The organism is Pseudonocardia nematodicida, from assembly GCF_040105385.1.
GTDB lineage: Bacteria > Actinomycetota > Actinomycetes > Mycobacteriales > Pseudonocardiaceae > Pseudonocardia > Pseudonocardia nematodicida.
The window spans coordinates 408,597-424,688 of the sequence record NZ_JBEDNQ010000002.1; the positions used below are offsets into that span (position 1 = coordinate 408,597).

The following is a 16,092-nucleotide window of genomic DNA, read 5'->3' on the forward strand; positions in this document are numbered from 1 at the left end:
TCACGGGCTGGAGAGCAGCACCCGCGCCAGGTCCTTCCACTGCCCGACCATGACGTCGGAGCGCGCGTCCCGGGGGTCGAACGCGTAGGTCAGGGCGGCCCCGCGCATCGAGGTCAGCAGCAGGTCCCGCAGCTGCGTGAAGCGCGGGCGCGACGCGAGCTCCTCGCCGAACATCCGGGCCGCGGAAGCCCGGATCGCCGCGCCGAGCCGCCGCTCCTCGGGCCGCAGCGCGTCGGCGATGCCGTCGTTGATCCGGGCCGCGGTCCACAGCTCCACCGACGCCCAGAAGTGCGGCTCGCCGAAGCTCTCCCACAGCAGCTCGATGACCCGGTCCGCGCGGTCGAACGGGTCGGACGGCGGGCTGTCGGTCCCGGACAGCGCGCGGCGGATCCGCTCCTCGGTGTCGGCGACCCGCTTGGCCGCCAGGTGCTGCGCGGCCGCGACCAGCAGCCGGTCTCGGGACGGGAAGTGGTGCAGCAGCCGCCCGCGGGACACCCCCGCGGCGGACTGGATGGTCAGCGTCGTCGCCCCGGAGTAGCCGCCGTCGACCAGGCAGGTGACGGCGGCGTCGAGGATCCGGGAGCGGCTGTCCTCGGAGCGCTGCGCCCGGCTCCGCGCCGCCGGCCGGGTCACCGGGTCTCCCCCAGCCCGAGGCCGCGGCCGATGACCTCCTTCATGATCTCGGTGGTGCCGCCGTAGATCCGGGTGATCCGGGCGTCGGCGTAGGCCTTCGCGATCGGGTACTCGCTCATGTACCCGTACCCGCCGTGCAGCTGCAGGCAGCGGTCGACGACCCGGCCCTGCAGCTCGGTGCACCAGTACTTGGCCTTCGACGCGTCCACCGCGGTCAGCTCGCCGGCGTCGAGGGCGCGGACGCAGTCGTCGACGTAGTGCTCGGCGATGTCGATCTCGGTGTCCATCTCGGCGAGGGCGAACCGGGAGTTCTGGAACGAGCCGACCGGCTGTCCGAAGGCCTTGCGCTCCTTGACGTAGCCCAGGGTCCCGTCCAGCGCGGCGCGGGCCGCGGCGACCGCGGCGACCGCGATCGAGAGCCGCTCCCGGGGCAGGTTCGCGACCAGCTGCGCGAACCCCTGGCCCTCCTCGGGACCCAGCAGATTGGCCACCGGCACCCGGGCGTCGGAGAAGGAGAGCTCAGCGGTGTCCTGGGCGTGCTGGCCGAGCTTGTCGAGGTTGCGGCCGCGGGTGAACCCCTCGGTCCCCCGCTCGACGACGAGCAGGCTCATCCCCCGGTGCTTCTGCGCCGGGTCGGTCTTCACCGCGACGACGACCAGGTCGCCGTTGATCCCGTTGGTGATGAAGGTCTTGGCCCCGTTGACGACGTAGTGGTCGCCGTCGCGCACCGCCGTCGTCGACATCGACGCCAGGTCCGAGCCGATGCCCGGCTCGGTCATCGCGATGGCCAGGATCTGCTCGCCGCTGCAGATGCCGGGCAGCCAGCGCTGCTTCTGCTCCTCGGTGCAGTAGGCGAGGAAGTAGGGCAGCACGATGTCGTTGTGCAGGCTGATCCCCAGCCCGGCCGCGGCGGCACCGGAGCGCATCAGCTCCTCGGCCGCGACGGCGTTGAACCGGAAGTCGTCGACCCCACCGCCGCCGTAGGTCTCCGGCACCTCCATGCCGAGGAAGCCGGACGCCCCGGCCGTGGTGAACAGCGAGCGCGGCACGATGCCGTCCCGTTCCCACTGCGGTTCGTGCGGGACGATCTCCTTCTCGACGAAGGCCCGGTAGGCCTGCCGGAAGTCCTCGTGGTCGGACTCGTAGAGCGTGCGCCTCATCGCGCGTTCCCCTTCCCGCCTAGCGCGGTGTCATCCGGATCGCGCCGTCCAGGCGGATCGTCTCGCCGTTCAACATCGGGTTGGCGACGATCTGCGCAGCCAGCTGCGCGTACTCGGTCGGCCGGCCCAGCCGCGACGGGTGCGGCGCCTGCGCGCCCAGCGAGGCCTTGACGTCGTCGGGCAGGCCCGCGAGCAGTGGCGTCTCGAACAGGCCCGGCGCGATGGTCACGACCCGGATCCCCAGGCTCGCCAGGTCCCGCGCGATCGGCAGCGTCATCCCGACGATCCCGCCCTTGGACGCCGAGTAGGCGGCCTGGCCGATCTGGCCCTCGAACGCGGCCACCGAGGCGGTGTTGACGACCACGCCGCGCTCGTCGTCGACCGGCTCGGCCGCGGCGATGCGCTCGGCGGCCAGCCGGATCACGTTGAACGTCCCGATCAGGTTCACGTTGATCACCTGGGTGAAGGTGTCCAGCGGGAACGGGCCGCCCTTGCCGTAGGTCTTCGCGGCCGGACCGATGCCGGCGCAGTTCACCGCGACGCGCAGCGTCCCCAGCTCCTGCGCGACATCCAGCGCGGCGGAGACCTGCTCGGGGTCGGTGACGTCGGCGGCCGCGAACCGCGCGTGCGCGCCGAGCTTCTCGGCGACCGCCTCCCCCGGCGACGACGGCAGGTCGAGCAGGACGACCTTCCCCCCGTCCGCGACGAACCGTTCGGCGGTGGCGAGACCGAGACCGGAGGCACCACCGGTGACGACGGCGACAGAGCCGTTGATGTCCATGTGTCCACGCTAGCAGCCGAACAGTCAGAACTGACTGGATCCGGCGACGCGCCGCTAGCGCCGGCCCGCACATAGGTGGAGTCACCACTTACACCGCCCGGCGCATCGCCGTTACAACGTGACTCCCACCACACTGCGAGGCGCCGCATGTCCGACAACGGGGCCGAGGGCCCGGTACACATCCTCTGGATCAACGCGGGCCTGAGCTGCGACGGGGACTCGGTCGCGCTCACCACCGCAACGCAGCCGAGCATCGAGGAGATCGCCCTCGGCGCCCTGCCCGGCCTGCCGAAGGTGGCGGTGCACTGGCCGCTGATCGACTTCGAAGCCGGTCCGACCGGGTCCACCGACGACTTCCTGGAGAACTTCTTCAAGGCCGAGCGCGGTGAGCTGGAGCCGTTCGTGCTCGTCGTCGAGGGGTCGATCCCGAACGAGAAGATCAAGCCGGAGGGCTACTGGTCCGGGTTCGGCAACGACCCGACGACCGGGCAGCCGATCACCACCAGCGAGTGGCTGGACCGGCTCGCCCCGAAGGCGCTGGCGATCCTGGCCGTCGGCACCTGCGCCACCTACGGCGGCATCCACGCGATGGCCGGCAACCCGACCGGCGCGATGGGCGTCCCCGACTACCTGGGCTGGTCCTGGAAGTCGAAGGCCGGCATCCCGATCGTCTGCGTGCCGGGCTGCCCGACCCACCCGGACAACCTGTCCGAGACGATCCTCTACCTGCTCTACCAGGCCGCCGGCTCGGCCCCGATGATCCCGCTCGACGACGCGCTGCGTCCGCGCTGGCTGTTCGGCGCCACGGTGCACGAGGGCTGCGACCGCGGCGGGTACTACGAGCAGGGCCAGTTCGCGACCGAGTACGGCAGCCCGGAGTGCCTGGTCAAGCTGGGCTGCTGGGGCCCGGTCGTGAAGTGCAACGTCCCGAAGCGGGGCTGGGTGAACGGCGTCGGCGGCTGCCCGAACGTCGGCGGGATCTGCATCGGCTGCACCATGCCCGGCTTCCCGGACATGTTCATGCCGTTCATGGACGCCCCGCCCGGATCGCTGGTCTCCAGCGGCGCGAGCAAGGCCTACGGGTCGGTGATGACCCGGCTGCGCAAGATCACCGAACGCAAGCTCGACCACGAGCCGGCCTGGCGGCACGACGGGACCGAGCTGACGACCGGCTACGCGAAGGCCTGGTGAACTCTATGACCGCCACCGAACCGCAGCGGGCCGCGACCGAGACCACCGGCCTGACCGACATGTCCTGGGACCCGATCACCCGCATCGTCGGGTCGCTCGGGATCTACACCAAGATCGATTTCCCGAACCGGCGGGTGGCCGAGTGCCACTCGACGTCGTCGATCTTCCGCGGTTACTCGATCTTCATGAAAGGCAAGGACCCCCGGGACGCGCACTTCATCACCAGCCGGATCTGCGGGATCTGCGGGGACAACCACGCGACCTGCTCGGTCTACACCCAGAACATGGCCTACGGCGTCCGCCCGCCGCACCTCGGCGAGTGGATCATCAACCTCGGCGAGGCCGCCGAGTACATGTTCGACCACAACATCTACCAGGAGAACCTGGTCGGGGTGGACTACTGCGAGAAGATGATCTCGGAGACCAACCCCGGGGTGCTGGAGCTCGCGAACCGGACCGACGCCCCGCACGGCGACGCGCACGGCTACCGCACCATCGGCGACATCATGCGGGCGCTGAACCCGTTCACCGGGGAGTTCTACCGGGAGGCGCTGCAGGTCAGCCGCTACACCCGCGAGATGTTCTGCCTGATGGAGGGCCGGCACGTCCATCCGTCCACGTTGTACCCGGGCGGTGTCGGCACGCACGCGACGATCCAGCTGTTCACCGACTACTACACCCGCCTCATGCGGTACGTGGAGTTCATGAAGAAGGTCGTCCCGATGCACGACGACCTGTTCGACTTCATGTACACCGCGCTGCCGGGCTACGAGAACGTCGGGCGGCGACGGGTGCTGCTGGGCTGCTGGGGCTCGCTGAACGACCCGGCCTACTGCGACTTCGACTACCGCACGATGACCAGCTGGGGCCGGCGGATGTTCGTGACCCCGGGCGTCGTCGTCGACGGGAAGCTGGTCACCACCGACCTCGTCGAGATCAACCTCGGGATCCGGATCCTGCTCGGCCACTCGTTCTACCGGGACTGGGAGGACCAGGAGCGGTTCGTGACCAACGACCCGCTGGGCAACCCGGTCGACATGCGCCACCCGTGGAACCAGCACACGATCCCGGAGCCGCAGAAGCGCGACTTCGACGACAAGTACTCCTGGACGATGTCGCCGCGCTGGTACGACGGCACCGACTTCCTCGCCCTGGACACCGGCGGCGGCCCGATCGCCCGGCTCTGGTCGACCGCGCTGGCAGGGCTGGTGGAGACCGAGTTCGTCCGCTCCACCGGGCACAGCGTGGTGATCAACCTGCCGCGCACCGCGCTCAAGGGAGAGGTCAGCTTCGAGTGGCGGCCGCCGACCGACTCGCACGGCGAACCGCTGTCCAACGCACTGGAGCGCAACCGGGCCCGCACCTACTTCCAGGCCTACGCCGCCGGCGTCGCGCTGCACTTCATCGAGCAGGCCCTGGCCGAGGTGCGCGGCGGCAACTCGAAGACCTGGGAACGGTTCACGGTGCCCGAGGACGCGATCAGCTGCGGGTTCACCGAGGCGGTGCGCGGGGTGCTGAGCCACCACATGGTGGTCCGCGGCGGGAAGATCGCGAACTACCACCCCTACCCGCCGACGCCGTGGAACGGCAGCGTCCGCGACCAGTTCAACACCCCGGGCCCGTACGAGGACGCGGTGCAGAACACCCCGATCTTCGAGGAGAACCGCGGGGACCGGTTCAAGGGCATCGACATCATGCGCGCGGTCCGCAGCTTCGACCCGTGCCTGCCGTGCGGGGTGCACATGTACGGCACCGGGGTGGACCGCCACACCGTCCACTCCCCCGGCTCGCTGAACCAGATCTGATGGCCGCCGAGCTCGACCCGGCGACCGTCGCCACCCGGATCGAGGCCGTCCTGGACGGTCTCGACGAGGCGGCGCGGCCGGCCGCCGAGGAGCTGGTGGGGCTGCTGATGCGGTTCTACGGGGCCGGGCTGGACCAGCTGGTCACCGTGGTGCGGGCCGGTGCCGGGGACCAGCTGATCCACCGGATGGCGGCGGACCCGCTGGTCGGTGGGCTGCTCGCGCTGCACGACCTGCACCCGGTCGAGCTGCGGACCCGGGTCGGGCACGCGGTCGAGGGGGCCAAGCGCTCGCTGGGCGGGCACGGCGACGACGTCGAGCTGCTCGGTATCGACCCGGACGGCACCGTCCGCATCGGACTGACCGGGGCCGGCTGCGGCTCCGCCACGATCCGGGAGGTGGTGTCCGACGCGGTCACGGGGGCCGCCCCGGACGCCGCCGGGGTCGCGTTCGTCTCCGAGCCCGCGCTGCTGCGCATCGGGATCCGGACGTCCTCGTGACCGGGCTGCGGCGCTTCCTCGACCGGACGGCACCGGTTCCGGTCCCGGAGCGCTGCGAGCTCTGCGCCACTCCGGTTCCCGGCGAGCACCCGCACCTGGTGCACGTCACCGAGCGGCGGCTGCGCTGCGCGTGCGGGCCGTGCGCGTTCCTGTTCGACAATCCCGGTGCCGGCGCCGGCGAGTACCGGCGGGTGCCGGACCGCTGGCTGCGCGACCCGTCCGCGACCGGGGTGGATGCGCTCGACGTCCCGGTCGGTGTCGTGTTCCTGATGCGCAGCTCGGCGTCCGGCCGGATGCTCGCCTGCTATCCAGGCCCGGCCGGGGCGACCGAGAGCGAACTGCCGCCGACGGCGTGGGAGTCCGGTCCCGGCCGCGGGCCGCTGGCCGACGAGCTGGCCGACGACGTCGAGGCGCTGCTGGTGCGCCGGGACCCGCCGACGAGCCTGCTGGTCCCGATCGACGCCTGCTACCGGCTGGCCGGGATCGCGCGGCGGACCTGGCACGGGTTCGACGGCGGCACCGAGGCCCGCGACGCGATCGAGGCGTTCTTCGCCGACGCGCTGGCCCGCGCGACCGTCCTTCCGCTGGAGCGGCAGCCATGACCCGCGTGCTCCCGTCGACGCTGACGTTCGCGTGCACCGGGTCACGGCCCGAGCCCTACGCGGCCGGCCCGTCCCTGGAACTGGACCTGCGGATCGTCGACGGGACCGGGCGCCGGGTGCACGCGATCGCGCTGCGGGTGCAGGTCCGGATCGACCCGCGCCGCCGCGCGCACACCCCGGACGAGGCCGCCCGGCTCACCGGCCTGTTCGGCGAACCGGCGCGCTGGACCGAGACGCTCAACCCGCTGCAGCTGGCGACGGTGCCGGTGATGGTCACGTCCTTCACCGGGGAGACCACGGTGCCGGTCGCGGTGCCGCTGTCCTACGACCTCGACGTCGCCTGCCACCGCTACCTGTCCGCACTGGACGCCGGTGTGATCCCGCTGGTCCTGTTGTTCTCCGGGACACTGTTCTACGCCGGCGACGACGGCGTGCAGGTCGGCCTGGTCTCCTGGTCCGAGGAGGCCGCGCACGACCTGCCGGTGACGGTGTGGCGGGGTGCGATGGACGCGCACTTCCCCGGCTCCGGCTGGGTGCGGCTGCGCCGCGACACCCTCGACCGGCTCGCCGCCTACCGCGCGGAGCACGCGCTGAGCTGGGACGCCGCCGTGACCTCGCTGCTCGGGGGTGCGCCGTGACCGATCCGTTCGCCGAGGTCGCCGCGCTCGCCGACGCGGTGTTGTTCGAGGGGTATCTCCTCTACCCCTACCGGGCGTCCGCGCAGAAGAACCGGCTGCGCTGGCAGTGGGGCGTGCTGCCCCCCGGCGGCGAGGACCCCCAACGCGTCGAGTTCCTGGCCGAGCCCCGGGTTGCTGCCGCGACCGGACCGGGCGGCACCGAGCCGTACGGGTTGGCGACGCTGCGGGTCCGGGTCCGGTTCCTGCGGCTGGAACGACGCACCGTGCTCACCGCCGACGGGCTTCCGGTGTCCGAACTGGACGTCGACGGTGTCCGGTACCTCCCCTTCGACGAGGGGGTCCCCGACTCCGAGGAGACCGTGCTCGACCTGCGGACCGGCGGGACCGTGCCGATCGAGCGGGACGCCGTCGAGACGGTGGAGGAACTGGTGCGCGCCGACGGGACCCGGGCGGGCCGCATCGTCCGCACCCGGGAGCCGATCTGCGGAAGCGCGACGATCACCGCGACCGAGGTTCCCGGTCCGTACGACCTCGTGAGACTCCGGCTGGAGGTCCGCAACGACACGCCGGCCGCGTCCCGCGGCGGGGCGACCGCGGTCGTCGGCGAGGTCGCGCCGCCGTGCACGAGCGACGACGCCGGGCGGGACGAGATGCTGCGCACCGCACTGATCGGCACCCACACCCTGCTCGCGATCTCCCCCGGCGCCTTCCTGTCCCCCGTGGACCCACCGGAGTGGGCGTCCGCGCTCACCCGCGACTGCGTCTCCGACCGCTGCTGGGCCGCGCTCGCCGGCCCGCCCGAGCGCTCCGACCTGCTGCTCTGCTCCCCGATCATTGTCGGCGACTACGCCGCGATCGCCCCGGAGAGCGGCGTCGACCTGTTCGACGGCACCGAGAACGACGAGATCCTCACCCTGCGCACGATGGTGCTCACCGACGCCGAGAAGGCCGAGGCCCGGGCCACCGACCCGCGCGCCGCCGCGATCCTGGACGCCGTCGACGGGTTGCCGCCGGAGATGCTGGAACGGCTGCACGGCGCGGTCCGCTCCCTGGACGAGGTCCCCACGATCAGCACGCCACCGCCGTTCGAGGGCCCCGTCGACGCGCCCTGGTGGGACCCGGGTGCCGACGCGGCCGTCGCCCCGGAGACCGACGCGGCCGACGTCGGGGGCATCCCCGTGTCCCGCGGATCGACGGTGCACCTGCGCCCGGGGCGGGGCACCGATGCCCAGGACGCGTTCCTCGAGGGGATGCGGGCCACCGTCCAGGCCGTCGTGCACGACGTCGACGGCGGTGTGCACGTCGCCGTCTCCCTGGATGACGATCCGGCCGCCGAGCTGCAGCTCGCGCACGGCCGGTTCCGCTACTTCCGCCCCGACGAGCTGGAGGTCGCACCATGACCGACGGCGTTCTGGTGGCCGGGATCGGCAACGTCTTCCACCGCGACGACGGGTTCGGCGTCGAGGTCGCGCAGCGCCTGCTGAGCCGGGGCGGGCTCCCGGGGCACGTCACCGTCGTCGACGTCGGGATCCGCGGCATCGACCTGGCCTACCGGCTGCTCGACGGCTGGACCGGCTGCGTGCTCGTCGACGCGCTGGAGGGCGACGGCCCGCCCGGCAGCCTCTACCGGCTCGAACACACCTGGGACGGCCCGGCGGCGCGGCCCGCGCGCGGGGTCTCGCTGGACGGGCACGACATCGGCCCGGACGTCGTGCTCGGGCTGCTGCGCGAGCTGGCCGACGCGACCGGCGTCGCCGACCCGGTCGGCCGGATCCTGGTGCTCGGCTGCGAGCCGGCGGACACCACCCCGGGGATGGGGCTGTCCGCCCCGGTCACCGCCGCCGTCGAGCTCGCGGCCGACGCCGTCGCCGGGCTCGTGGAGCTGATCGTCGGAGAAGGCCAGGAGGCACACCCATGAGGTTGCTGAAGCTGCTCGCGCTGGTCGCCACGGCCGGTGCGGCGATCACCGCGTACCGCTCGCGCGACGAGATCGCGCGCTACCAGCGCATCCGGAAGATGTAGGGGGACGACACGATGTGCCTCGGGATTCCCGGCGAGGTGGTCGAGCTGATGTCCGGCCACGAGGACCTCGCGATGGTCAGCGTCGAGGGCGTGCAGCGGGCGGTGAACATCGGCCTGCTCCGCGACGACGACAGCGCCGAGCTCGACCTGCGTCCCGGCGACTGGATCCTGATCCACGTCGGCTTCGCCCTGTCCACGATCGACGAAGCGGAGGCGAAGGCGTCGCTGGAGTGGCTGACCGGCACCGGGGACGCCTACACCGACGAGCTCGACGCGTTGCGCGCGTCGGACATCACCGACGGTGCCGGTCTCGGGGAGGGGGCTCGATGAAGTACGTCGACGAGTACCGCGACGCCGGCGCCGCCCGCGCGCTCGCGAAGGAGATCGCCGAGGTGTGCGAGCCCGGCCGCGACTACCAGTTCATGGAGATCTGCGGCGGACACACGCACACGATCTACAAGCACGGCCTGGAGGACTACCTCCCGGAGCAGGTGCGGCTGGTGCACGGCCCGGGCTGCCCGGTCTGCGTGATCCCGATGGGCCGGGTCGACGACGCCATCTCCCTCGCCGCGCACGACGACGTGATCATGACGTCGTTCGGGGACATGATGCGGGTGCCCGGCGGGCAGGGATCGTTCCTCGACGCCAAGGCCGCCGGTTCCGACATCCGGATGGTGTACTCCCCGCTCGACGCGCTCAAGGTCGCCCGCAGGAACCCGGACAAGCGGGTCGTGTTCCTGGCCATCGGGTTCGAGACGACGACGCCGTCGACCGCGATGACCGTGCTGCGCGCCGCCGCCGAGGGCCTCGACAACTTCTCGATCTTCTGCAACCACGTGCTCGTCGAGCCGGCGATCCAGGCCATCCTGGACTCGCCCGACCAGCGTCTGGACGGCTTCGTCGGGCCCGGGCACGTCTCGACGGTGATCGGCTGCGCGCCGTACACCTGGATCCCGCGGGACTACGGCCGCCCGATCGTCGTGTCCGGCTTCGAGCCGCTGGACATCTTGGCGTCGGTCCACCGGCTGTTGCTGCAGTTGCGCGAGGGCCGCTGTGAGGTCGAGAACCAGTACACCCGCGTCGTGCCGTGGGACGGGAACCCGACCGCGCTCTCGGTGATCGACAAGGTGATGGAGCCGCGGGAGACGTTCGAGTGGCGCGGTCTCGGGTGGATCCCGCACTCGGCGCTGCGGGTGCGTGACGCCTACGCCGCGTTCGACGCCGAGACGGTCATCGGCATCCCCGGCGACCGCGTCGAGGATCCGAAGGCCTGCCAGTGCGGCGAGGTGCTGCGTGGCGTCCTGCGGCCGTGGGAGTGCAAGGTCTTCGGCACCGCCTGCACGCCGGAGACCCCGATCGGGACCTGCATGGTCTCGTCCGAGGGCGCCTGCGCGGCCTACTACAACTTCGGGCGGTTCAGCCGGGAGCGGGTGCGGGAGGCGAGCCGGGTATGACCTCACACGATCTCGGTACCACCATCCCGAACCGGGCCTCCGATCCCGAGCACCCGCGTCCCGGCGCGCCGCACGCGACCACCGAGGAACAGGTGCTCGACCGGATCGCCCGCGCCCGGGCCGCCCGGCCGCGGCTGCGCGAGGACCGGATCACGCTCGCGCACGGCGCGGGCGGGAAGGCGACGCACACGCTGATCGAGGCGGTGTTCCTCGACGCGTTCCGCAACCCGGTGCTGGAGGCGATGGAGGACGGCGCCGCCGTCGACGGGGGCGAGCGGCTGGCCTTCACCACCGACGCGTTCGTCGTCTCGCCGCTGTTCTTCCCCGGCGGCGACATCGGGGACCTCGCCGTCAACGGGACCGTGAACGACCTCGCGATGACCGGAGCCCGGCCGCTGCACCTGTCCGCGGCGTTCGTCCTGGAGGAGGGGTTCGCCGTCGCCGACCTGCGCCGGATCGCCGCGTCGATGGCCCGTGCCGCCGACGCCGCCGGGGTGCGGATCGTCGCCGGCGACACCAAGGTCGTCGAACGGGGGAAGGCCGACGGCTGCTTCGTGGTGACGTCCGGGGTGGGGGTGCGGGAACGCCCGCTGGAGCTGTCGGCGACGGCCGCCCGGCCCGGGGACCGGGTGCTCGTGTCCGGGCCGATCGGCGACCACGGCGTCACGGTGATGCTCGCGCGCGGTGAGCTGGACATCGTCGCCGACCTGGAGTCCGACACCGCGCCGCTCAACGGGCTGGTCGACGCGCTGCTCGACGCCGCCGGGGACGGCGTGCGCTGCCTGCGCGACGCGACCCGCGGCGGGGTCGCGACGATCTGCAACGAGGTCGCCGTCGCGTCCGGGGTGTCGCTCGTGCTCTCCGAGGACGACGTGCCGGTCCGGCCGGTCGTCAACGGCGCGTCGGAGCTGCTGGGCATCGACCCGCTGTATGTGGCGTGCGAGGGCCGGCTGGTCGCCGTCGTCGCACCGGAGCGGGCCGACGCCGCGCTCGCCGCGCTGGCCGGGCACCCGCTCGGCGAGGGTGCGGCGATGATCGGGACCGTGGTCGACGACCCGCCCGGGCTGGTGCTGCTGCGCACCGCGTTCGGCGGAACCCGGATCGTGGACCTGCTGGTCGGGGATCCCCTCCCCCGGATCTGCTGAGGCATGTCGCCGTGCACGAGCTGTCGATCACCCAGGAGGTCGTGGACGCGATCGCCGGGCGGTTCCCGGACAGGCCCGTCCGACGGGTCCGGCTCGAGGTCGGACGGCTGTCCGGGATCGTGCCGGAGGCGATGGAGTGTTGTTTCGAGATGGTCGTCGCCGGGACGTCGCTGGAGGGGGCGGAACTGGAGTTCGACCGTCCGGTGGGGACGGCGGCCTGCCGGACCTGCGGGAGCGCGTTCGAGACGGGCGAGGTGCTGCCGCTGTGCGACGGCTGCGGCAGCGCGGACGTCGAGGTCACAGGCGGGCGGTCGCTGCGGATCATCGAGGTGGAGACATGTGTGCGACCTGCGGATGCGACGACGTAGCCGGTGTGCGGGTGGTTCCGGTGCCGGCCGGGGCGGTCGAGGACGGCATCGACCCGCACCGGAACCACGACCACCACGGCCACGGAGCCGACGGGCACGAGCACGGGCACGGCCACGGGCACGGGGGCCACGGGCTCGGCACACGAGCACACGGGCCGGCTGCGGCACCGTCCCCTCCGGGCTCCGAGGCTGTACACCGCACGGACTCGCCCGCCGACGTCGTCGCGCTGGAGATCGACGTCCTCGCCCGCAACGACACCCTCGCCGCGCGGCTGCGCGACCAGCTACGCGCAACCGGAACCGTCGCACTGAACCTCATGAGCTCCCCGGGCTCCGGGAAGACCACCCTGCTGGAACGGACCTTGCGCGATCTCGGCGGGGCCCTCCCCTGCGCCGTGCTGGAGGGCGACCAGGAGACCCTGCTCGACGCCGAGCGCATCGCCGCCACCGGAGCCCGCGTGGTGCAGGTCAACACCGGCGCCGGCTGCCATCTCGACGCCGACATGACCGCCCGGGGCCTGCGCGAGCTCGACCCGTCCCCCGGCTCCGTCGTGTTCGTCGAGAACGTCGGCAACCTCGTCTGCCCGGCGCTGTTCGACCTCGGTGAGACCGCCCGGGTCGTCGTGATCTCGGTGACCGAGGGGACCGACAAGCCGCTGAAGTACCCGCACATGTTCTGCACCGCGGACCTGGTGCTGATCAACAAGATCGACCTGCTGCCCTATGTGGACTTCGATGTCGAGGCGTGCTCGGGGTACGTCCGCCGCGCCGCGCCGGGCGCGGAGATCCTGCAGCTCTCGGCGACCCGGGGCGACGGGTTGGACGGGTGGTACGCCTGGCTGCGCGCGCTCCGCTCGCCCGAGTCGGTCGCGCGCCTGACCGGGTGCCTGCGGCCCGGAAGTTAGGCCCTTCACGTCTCAGGACATCGGTGACGAATACGGTCTCGCAATCGAACCGGCGTTCGAGTAGAATGGGCGTATGACCGCGCTCCTCGAACCCCCGATCTGGGCACTCGACCCGGACGACGAGGAGCTGCCCACCTTCCCCGACGACGACCTCGACCTGGTCTTCGTCGAAGCAGCCCTGGACCGGCTCCTGGCCTCGGCCAGCGCCGCGCGCTCCGAGCCGGACAAGATCGACCGGATCCGCCGGATCAAGACCCAGCTCAACCGCCTCGACGCCGCCCTGCACGACACCGCCCACGACTTCGCCCGCACCCACGTCACCACGCGCATCGACACCGCCGGCGCCCAGGCCGCCGAGACACTCGCCCCGGACAAGCTCGAACAGAGCGTCGCCGCCCAGATCGCCCTCGCCTGCCGCACCTCGGTCCACCAGGGCCGCACCCGGATGCGCGTCGCCCGGGACCTGCACAACGGATTCGACCACCTGCACAGCTTGTTCCTCGCCGGGGAGCTGGATGCCGACAAGGTCTCGGCGATCGTCACCGCCGCCGACACGTTGTCGCGCGCCCAGCGGGCCGAACTCGACCGGCGCCTGGCCGAGCACGACCTCACCCGCCTCGGGATCGGACGCCTGCGGGACCTGACCCGGCGGCTGGTCGCCGAGATCGCCCCCGCCGACTTCGCCCAGCGCTGCGAGGCCGCGAAGAACACGCGCCGGGTCACCGTCCGCCCCGCCGCCGACGGGATGGCGTTCCTGACCGCCCACCTGCCCGTCGAGCAGGCCGTCAGCTGCCTGGCCGCACTCGATAAGGCTCACCGCGACCTCTCGGCCAGCCCCGAGCCGCTGCCCCGCACCCGGGGGCAGGTCATGGCCGACACCCTCGTCGAACGCCTCACCGGCAAGACCCACGCCACCGACATCGACCTACACGTCCAGGTCATGATCCCGGTCGAAGCACTGATCGACCCCGAATCCCCACTCCCCGCCGAGATCCCCGGCTACGGACCCGTCCCCGCCGAGATGCTCGCCACCACCGACGGCCGCACGACGCTACGCCGGCTCATCACCCGCCAGGGCATCGTCATCGGCGGAGACACCCGCCAACGCCGCTTCACCCGCTTCCTCGACGAACTCATCCGCGCCCGAACCCGCAACCGCTGCACCGAGGCCTACTGCGACGCCCCCATCCGCCACATCGACCACATCACCCGCGCCGCCGACCACGGAACCACCACCCTCGACCAAGGCCGCGGAACCTGCGAATTCCACAACTACCTCCGCGAACAACCCGGATGGACCGTCGAACACACCCCCGACGGCGTCCAGACCACCACGCCCACCGGGCACACCTACCCGAACGCACCGCCCGGCTGACCGGGCGGCGGTCATGAACTCGAGACGAACGCCGCGATGATCGACACCGTGGCCGCGATGATGAGGGTGTTGAACAGGAACGCCATCCCACTGTGGACGGACACCTGACGACGCATCCTTCGCTCCGTGACGGTGACGTCCGACGTGCTGAAGCTGGTACCGACCGCGATCGTGAAGTAGACGAAGTCATCGGTGTGCGGCTCGTCGGTTCCGGGGAACGACAGGCCTCCCCCTGCGGCGTACCCACTGACGTACCCGATCATGAATCCGGTCTGCATGGTCAGCCAGCAGGACACGACCGCGACGACGCAGATGCCGAACACGAGCCCCGGTGGTGCACCGAGGCTGTCGTACCGCGGCATGATGAGTGCGGTGGCCAGCAGCGCGATCACCGCAGCGGCCTGGGACAGGTCCGTCGGCGAGCTGGCCACGAACCGTTCGGCCAGCCGGGGCCGCCGACGGGCTGCGAGCCCGAGTACCTGCAGCTCCGCAGAATCACGCCGACGATAGGTGAGCCAGGTCAGGAGCAGGTACACCAGCGCGAACGAATCCCAGAACAGCAGCCCTCTCACCGTGTAGTCGCCGGGCACCAGGTAGGTCGGCGGGACTGCCACGACCGTCGCGACGAGCTGCCGGAACCACTCGCGATGCCACCAGCGCACGGTCTCGAGCCGGCCGGACCACGCTCGCGTCACGATGACTCTCCTGCCAGACGATGATCGGCCCGTCAGCCTGGCGCACTGTCCCGATCGGCACCACCACACCCGGGCACCGGGTGACCCGCTAGCCGGCGACGACACCGCTGACGATGGAGACCGTGGCCGCGAGGATGAGCGTGTTGAACACGAACGCCAGGACGCTGTGGGTGAGCACCGTGCGGCGCATCTCCCGGGTCGTCACGGTCACATCGGTCGTCCCGAAGGTCGCGCCGATCCCGACGGAGAAGTACAGGTAGTCCACCAGGCGCAGCTCGTCGTCGCCGGGGAACACGAGCCCGCCCCGCTCGGCATGTCGTCCGATGTAGGCGATCGTGAAGCCGACCTGCATCGTCAGCCAGCAACTGACGATCGCGACGATGCAGATGCCGAGCGTCCAGCCCGGCGGAACGTCCAGCATCGCGTACCGCGGCAGGACGAACACGGCGGCGATCAGAGCGATGGTCGCGCCGAGCTGCGGCAGCTCCTCGGGTGAGCTGGCGAGGCTGAGCCGTTCGGCCAGTCGTCGCTCCCGGGAGGCGACTCCGAGCGCCCGGAGCTCGGCCGGGTCACGTCGTCGATAGGTCAGCCAGGTCAGCAGCAGGTAGACCACGGCGAAGACGTTCCAGGCGACGAGCACCCGCACCGCGGGTTCGTCCGGCACCCAGAAGGCCGGTACGGCCGGCAGCAGCCCGGCGATCTGCCGGAACCACTCGCGATTCCACCATCGGACCACGTCCGACGGCTCCACCCGTACCTCCGACACCGCGACTCCCCCACCATGACGCTGACGATCAGCGGTGAGCCTGACGGACCCGCAT

At 71.7% G+C, this 16,092-nt stretch carries 18 protein-coding genes; 13 read left to right on the plus strand and 5 right to left on the minus strand.

All coding sequences use genetic code 11. The annotated features are described in order from the left end of the window. Genes WIS52_RS06175 through WIS52_RS06185 form a run of 3 tightly spaced genes read right to left on the minus strand, consistent with a single transcriptional unit; the run spans nucleotide 1 to nucleotide 2,574 of the window. The gene (locus WIS52_RS06175) at nucleotides 1–633 is read right to left on the minus strand and encodes a TetR/AcrR family transcriptional regulator (RefSeq protein WP_349297136.1); all 633 of its coding nucleotides are present in this window, start codon (nucleotides 631–633) and stop codon (nucleotides 1–3) included. Then, nucleotides 630–1,793 carry an acyl-CoA dehydrogenase family protein gene (locus WIS52_RS06180; protein WP_349297137.1) on the minus strand — a complete coding sequence of 388 codons (1,164 nt, stop codon included), beginning with the start codon at nucleotides 1,791–1,793 and terminating at the stop codon, nucleotides 630–632. The genes WIS52_RS06175 and WIS52_RS06180 overlap by 4 nt, the downstream gene beginning before the upstream one ends. 19 nt (nucleotides 1,794–1,812) lie before the next feature. Then, nucleotides 1,813–2,574, minus strand: a complete 762-nt coding sequence (locus tag WIS52_RS06185) for a 3-hydroxyacyl-CoA dehydrogenase (protein WP_349297138.1) — start codon at nucleotides 2,572–2,574, stop codon at nucleotides 1,813–1,815. Nucleotides 2,575–2,721: 147 nt separating this feature from the next. Between WIS52_RS06185 and WIS52_RS06190 the strand changes: the two genes are divergently transcribed. The 13 genes from WIS52_RS06190 (at nucleotide 2,722) to WIS52_RS06250 (ending at nucleotide 14,576) form a co-directional block, all read left to right on the plus strand. After that, nucleotides 2,722–3,765: an NADH-quinone oxidoreductase subunit B family protein gene (locus WIS52_RS06190; RefSeq protein ID WP_349297139.1), complete on the plus strand. Its 1,044-nt coding sequence runs from the start codon at nucleotides 2,722–2,724 to the stop codon at nucleotides 3,763–3,765. A 5-nt stretch (nucleotides 3,766–3,770) separates the two neighbouring features. Beyond that, the gene (locus WIS52_RS06195; RefSeq protein ID WP_349297140.1) at nucleotides 3,771–5,570 is read left to right on the plus strand and encodes a nickel-dependent hydrogenase large subunit; all 1,800 of its coding nucleotides are present in this window, start codon (nucleotides 3,771–3,773) and stop codon (nucleotides 5,568–5,570) included. Then, nucleotides 5,570–6,067 (plus strand): NifU family protein, encoded by a 498-nt coding sequence (locus tag WIS52_RS06200; protein WP_349297141.1) that lies wholly within the window; start codon nucleotides 5,570–5,572, stop codon nucleotides 6,065–6,067. The genes WIS52_RS06195 and WIS52_RS06200 overlap by 1 nt, the downstream gene beginning before the upstream one ends. Then, nucleotides 6,064–6,669: a DUF5947 family protein gene (locus tag WIS52_RS06205; protein ID WP_349297142.1), complete on the plus strand. Its 606-nt coding sequence runs from the start codon at nucleotides 6,064–6,066 to the stop codon at nucleotides 6,667–6,669. Before WIS52_RS06200 ends, WIS52_RS06205 begins: the two co-directional genes overlap by 4 nt. After that, on the plus strand, nucleotides 6,666–7,307 hold the full coding sequence (locus tag WIS52_RS06210; RefSeq protein ID WP_349297143.1) for a DUF6084 family protein: 642 nt from the start codon (nucleotides 6,666–6,668) through the stop codon (nucleotides 7,305–7,307). Before WIS52_RS06205 ends, WIS52_RS06210 begins: the two co-directional genes overlap by 4 nt. Next, a complete protein-coding gene (locus tag WIS52_RS06215) occupies nucleotides 7,304–8,707 on the plus strand; it encodes a hypothetical protein (protein WP_349297144.1) in 1,404 nt (467 codons plus the stop codon). The genes WIS52_RS06210 and WIS52_RS06215 overlap by 4 nt, the downstream gene beginning before the upstream one ends. Then, nucleotides 8,704–9,225 carry a hydrogenase maturation protease gene (locus WIS52_RS06220; RefSeq protein WP_349297145.1) on the plus strand — a complete coding sequence of 174 codons (522 nt, stop codon included), beginning with the start codon at nucleotides 8,704–8,706 and terminating at the stop codon, nucleotides 9,223–9,225. The genes WIS52_RS06215 and WIS52_RS06220 overlap by 4 nt, the downstream gene beginning before the upstream one ends. 116 nt (nucleotides 9,226–9,341) lie before the next feature. Further along, nucleotides 9,342–9,659, plus strand: coding sequence for a HypC/HybG/HupF family hydrogenase formation chaperone (locus tag WIS52_RS06225; RefSeq protein WP_349297146.1), 318 nt, complete (start codon nucleotides 9,342–9,344; stop codon nucleotides 9,657–9,659). Then, nucleotides 9,656–10,783: a hydrogenase formation protein HypD gene (gene hypD, locus WIS52_RS06230; RefSeq protein ID WP_349297147.1), complete on the plus strand. Its 1,128-nt coding sequence runs from the start codon at nucleotides 9,656–9,658 to the stop codon at nucleotides 10,781–10,783. The genes WIS52_RS06225 and hypD overlap by 4 nt, the downstream gene beginning before the upstream one ends. After that, nucleotides 10,780–11,928 (plus strand): hydrogenase expression/formation protein HypE, encoded by a 1,149-nt coding sequence (gene hypE / locus WIS52_RS06235; RefSeq protein WP_349297148.1) that lies wholly within the window; start codon nucleotides 10,780–10,782, stop codon nucleotides 11,926–11,928. The genes hypD and hypE overlap by 4 nt, the downstream gene beginning before the upstream one ends. Nucleotides 11,929–11,939: 11 nt before the next feature. Continuing rightward, the gene (locus tag WIS52_RS06240) at nucleotides 11,940–12,296 is read left to right on the plus strand and encodes a hydrogenase maturation nickel metallochaperone HypA (RefSeq protein WP_349297149.1); all 357 of its coding nucleotides are present in this window, start codon (nucleotides 11,940–11,942) and stop codon (nucleotides 12,294–12,296) included. Nucleotides 12,297–12,523: 227 nt separating this feature from the next. After that, nucleotides 12,524–13,201 carry a hydrogenase nickel incorporation protein HypB gene (gene hypB / locus WIS52_RS06245; RefSeq protein WP_349297376.1) on the plus strand — a complete coding sequence of 226 codons (678 nt, stop codon included), beginning with the start codon at nucleotides 12,524–12,526 and terminating at the stop codon, nucleotides 13,199–13,201. Nucleotides 13,202–13,274: 73 nt separating this feature from the next. After that, nucleotides 13,275–14,576, plus strand: coding sequence for a DUF222 domain-containing protein (locus WIS52_RS06250; protein ID WP_349297150.1), 1,302 nt, complete (start codon nucleotides 13,275–13,277; stop codon nucleotides 14,574–14,576). An 11-nt stretch (nucleotides 14,577–14,587) separates the two neighbouring features. Here the strand turns inward: WIS52_RS06250 and WIS52_RS06255 are convergent, their stop codons facing one another. Both WIS52_RS06255 and WIS52_RS06260 read right to left on the minus strand, forming a co-directional pair. Beyond that, nucleotides 14,588–15,271 (minus strand): DUF1345 domain-containing protein, encoded by a 684-nt coding sequence (locus WIS52_RS06255; RefSeq protein ID WP_349297151.1) that lies wholly within the window; start codon nucleotides 15,269–15,271, stop codon nucleotides 14,588–14,590. Between the two features lie 88 nt (nucleotides 15,272–15,359). Next, nucleotides 15,360–16,037, minus strand: coding sequence for a DUF1345 domain-containing protein (locus WIS52_RS06260; protein ID WP_349297152.1), 678 nt, complete (start codon nucleotides 16,035–16,037; stop codon nucleotides 15,360–15,362). Between the last annotated feature and the right edge of the window lie 55 nt (nucleotides 16,038–16,092).

Excerpts from the sequence above, each read along its gene's own strand:
- WIS52_RS06180 (WP_349297137.1), bottom strand. The coding sequence starts at position 1,793 with ATGAGGCGCACGCTCTACGAGTCCGACCACGAGGACTTCCGGCAGGCC.
- WIS52_RS06185 (WP_349297138.1), bottom strand. The coding sequence starts at position 2,574 with ATGGACATCAACGGCTCTGTCGCCGTCGTCACCGGTGGTGCCTCCGGT.
- WIS52_RS06190 (WP_349297139.1), top strand. The coding sequence starts at position 2,722 with ATGTCCGACAACGGGGCCGAGGGCCCGGTACACATCCTCTGGATCAAC.
- WIS52_RS06195 (WP_349297140.1), top strand. The coding sequence starts at position 3,771 with ATGACCGCCACCGAACCGCAGCGGGCCGCGACCGAGACCACCGGCCTG.
- WIS52_RS06200 (WP_349297141.1), top strand. The coding sequence starts at position 5,570 with ATGGCCGCCGAGCTCGACCCGGCGACCGTCGCCACCCGGATCGAGGCC.
- WIS52_RS06210 (WP_349297143.1), top strand. The coding sequence starts at position 6,666 with ATGACCCGCGTGCTCCCGTCGACGCTGACGTTCGCGTGCACCGGGTCA.
- WIS52_RS06220 (WP_349297145.1), top strand. The coding sequence starts at position 8,704 with ATGACCGACGGCGTTCTGGTGGCCGGGATCGGCAACGTCTTCCACCGC.
- WIS52_RS06225 (WP_349297146.1), top strand. The coding sequence starts at position 9,342 with ATGTGCCTCGGGATTCCCGGCGAGGTGGTCGAGCTGATGTCCGGCCAC.
- hypD (WP_349297147.1), top strand. The coding sequence starts at position 9,656 with ATGAAGTACGTCGACGAGTACCGCGACGCCGGCGCCGCCCGCGCGCTC.
- hypE (WP_349297148.1), top strand. The coding sequence starts at position 10,780 with ATGACCTCACACGATCTCGGTACCACCATCCCGAACCGGGCCTCCGAT.
- WIS52_RS06250 (WP_349297150.1), top strand. The coding sequence starts at position 13,275 with ATGACCGCGCTCCTCGAACCCCCGATCTGGGCACTCGACCCGGACGAC.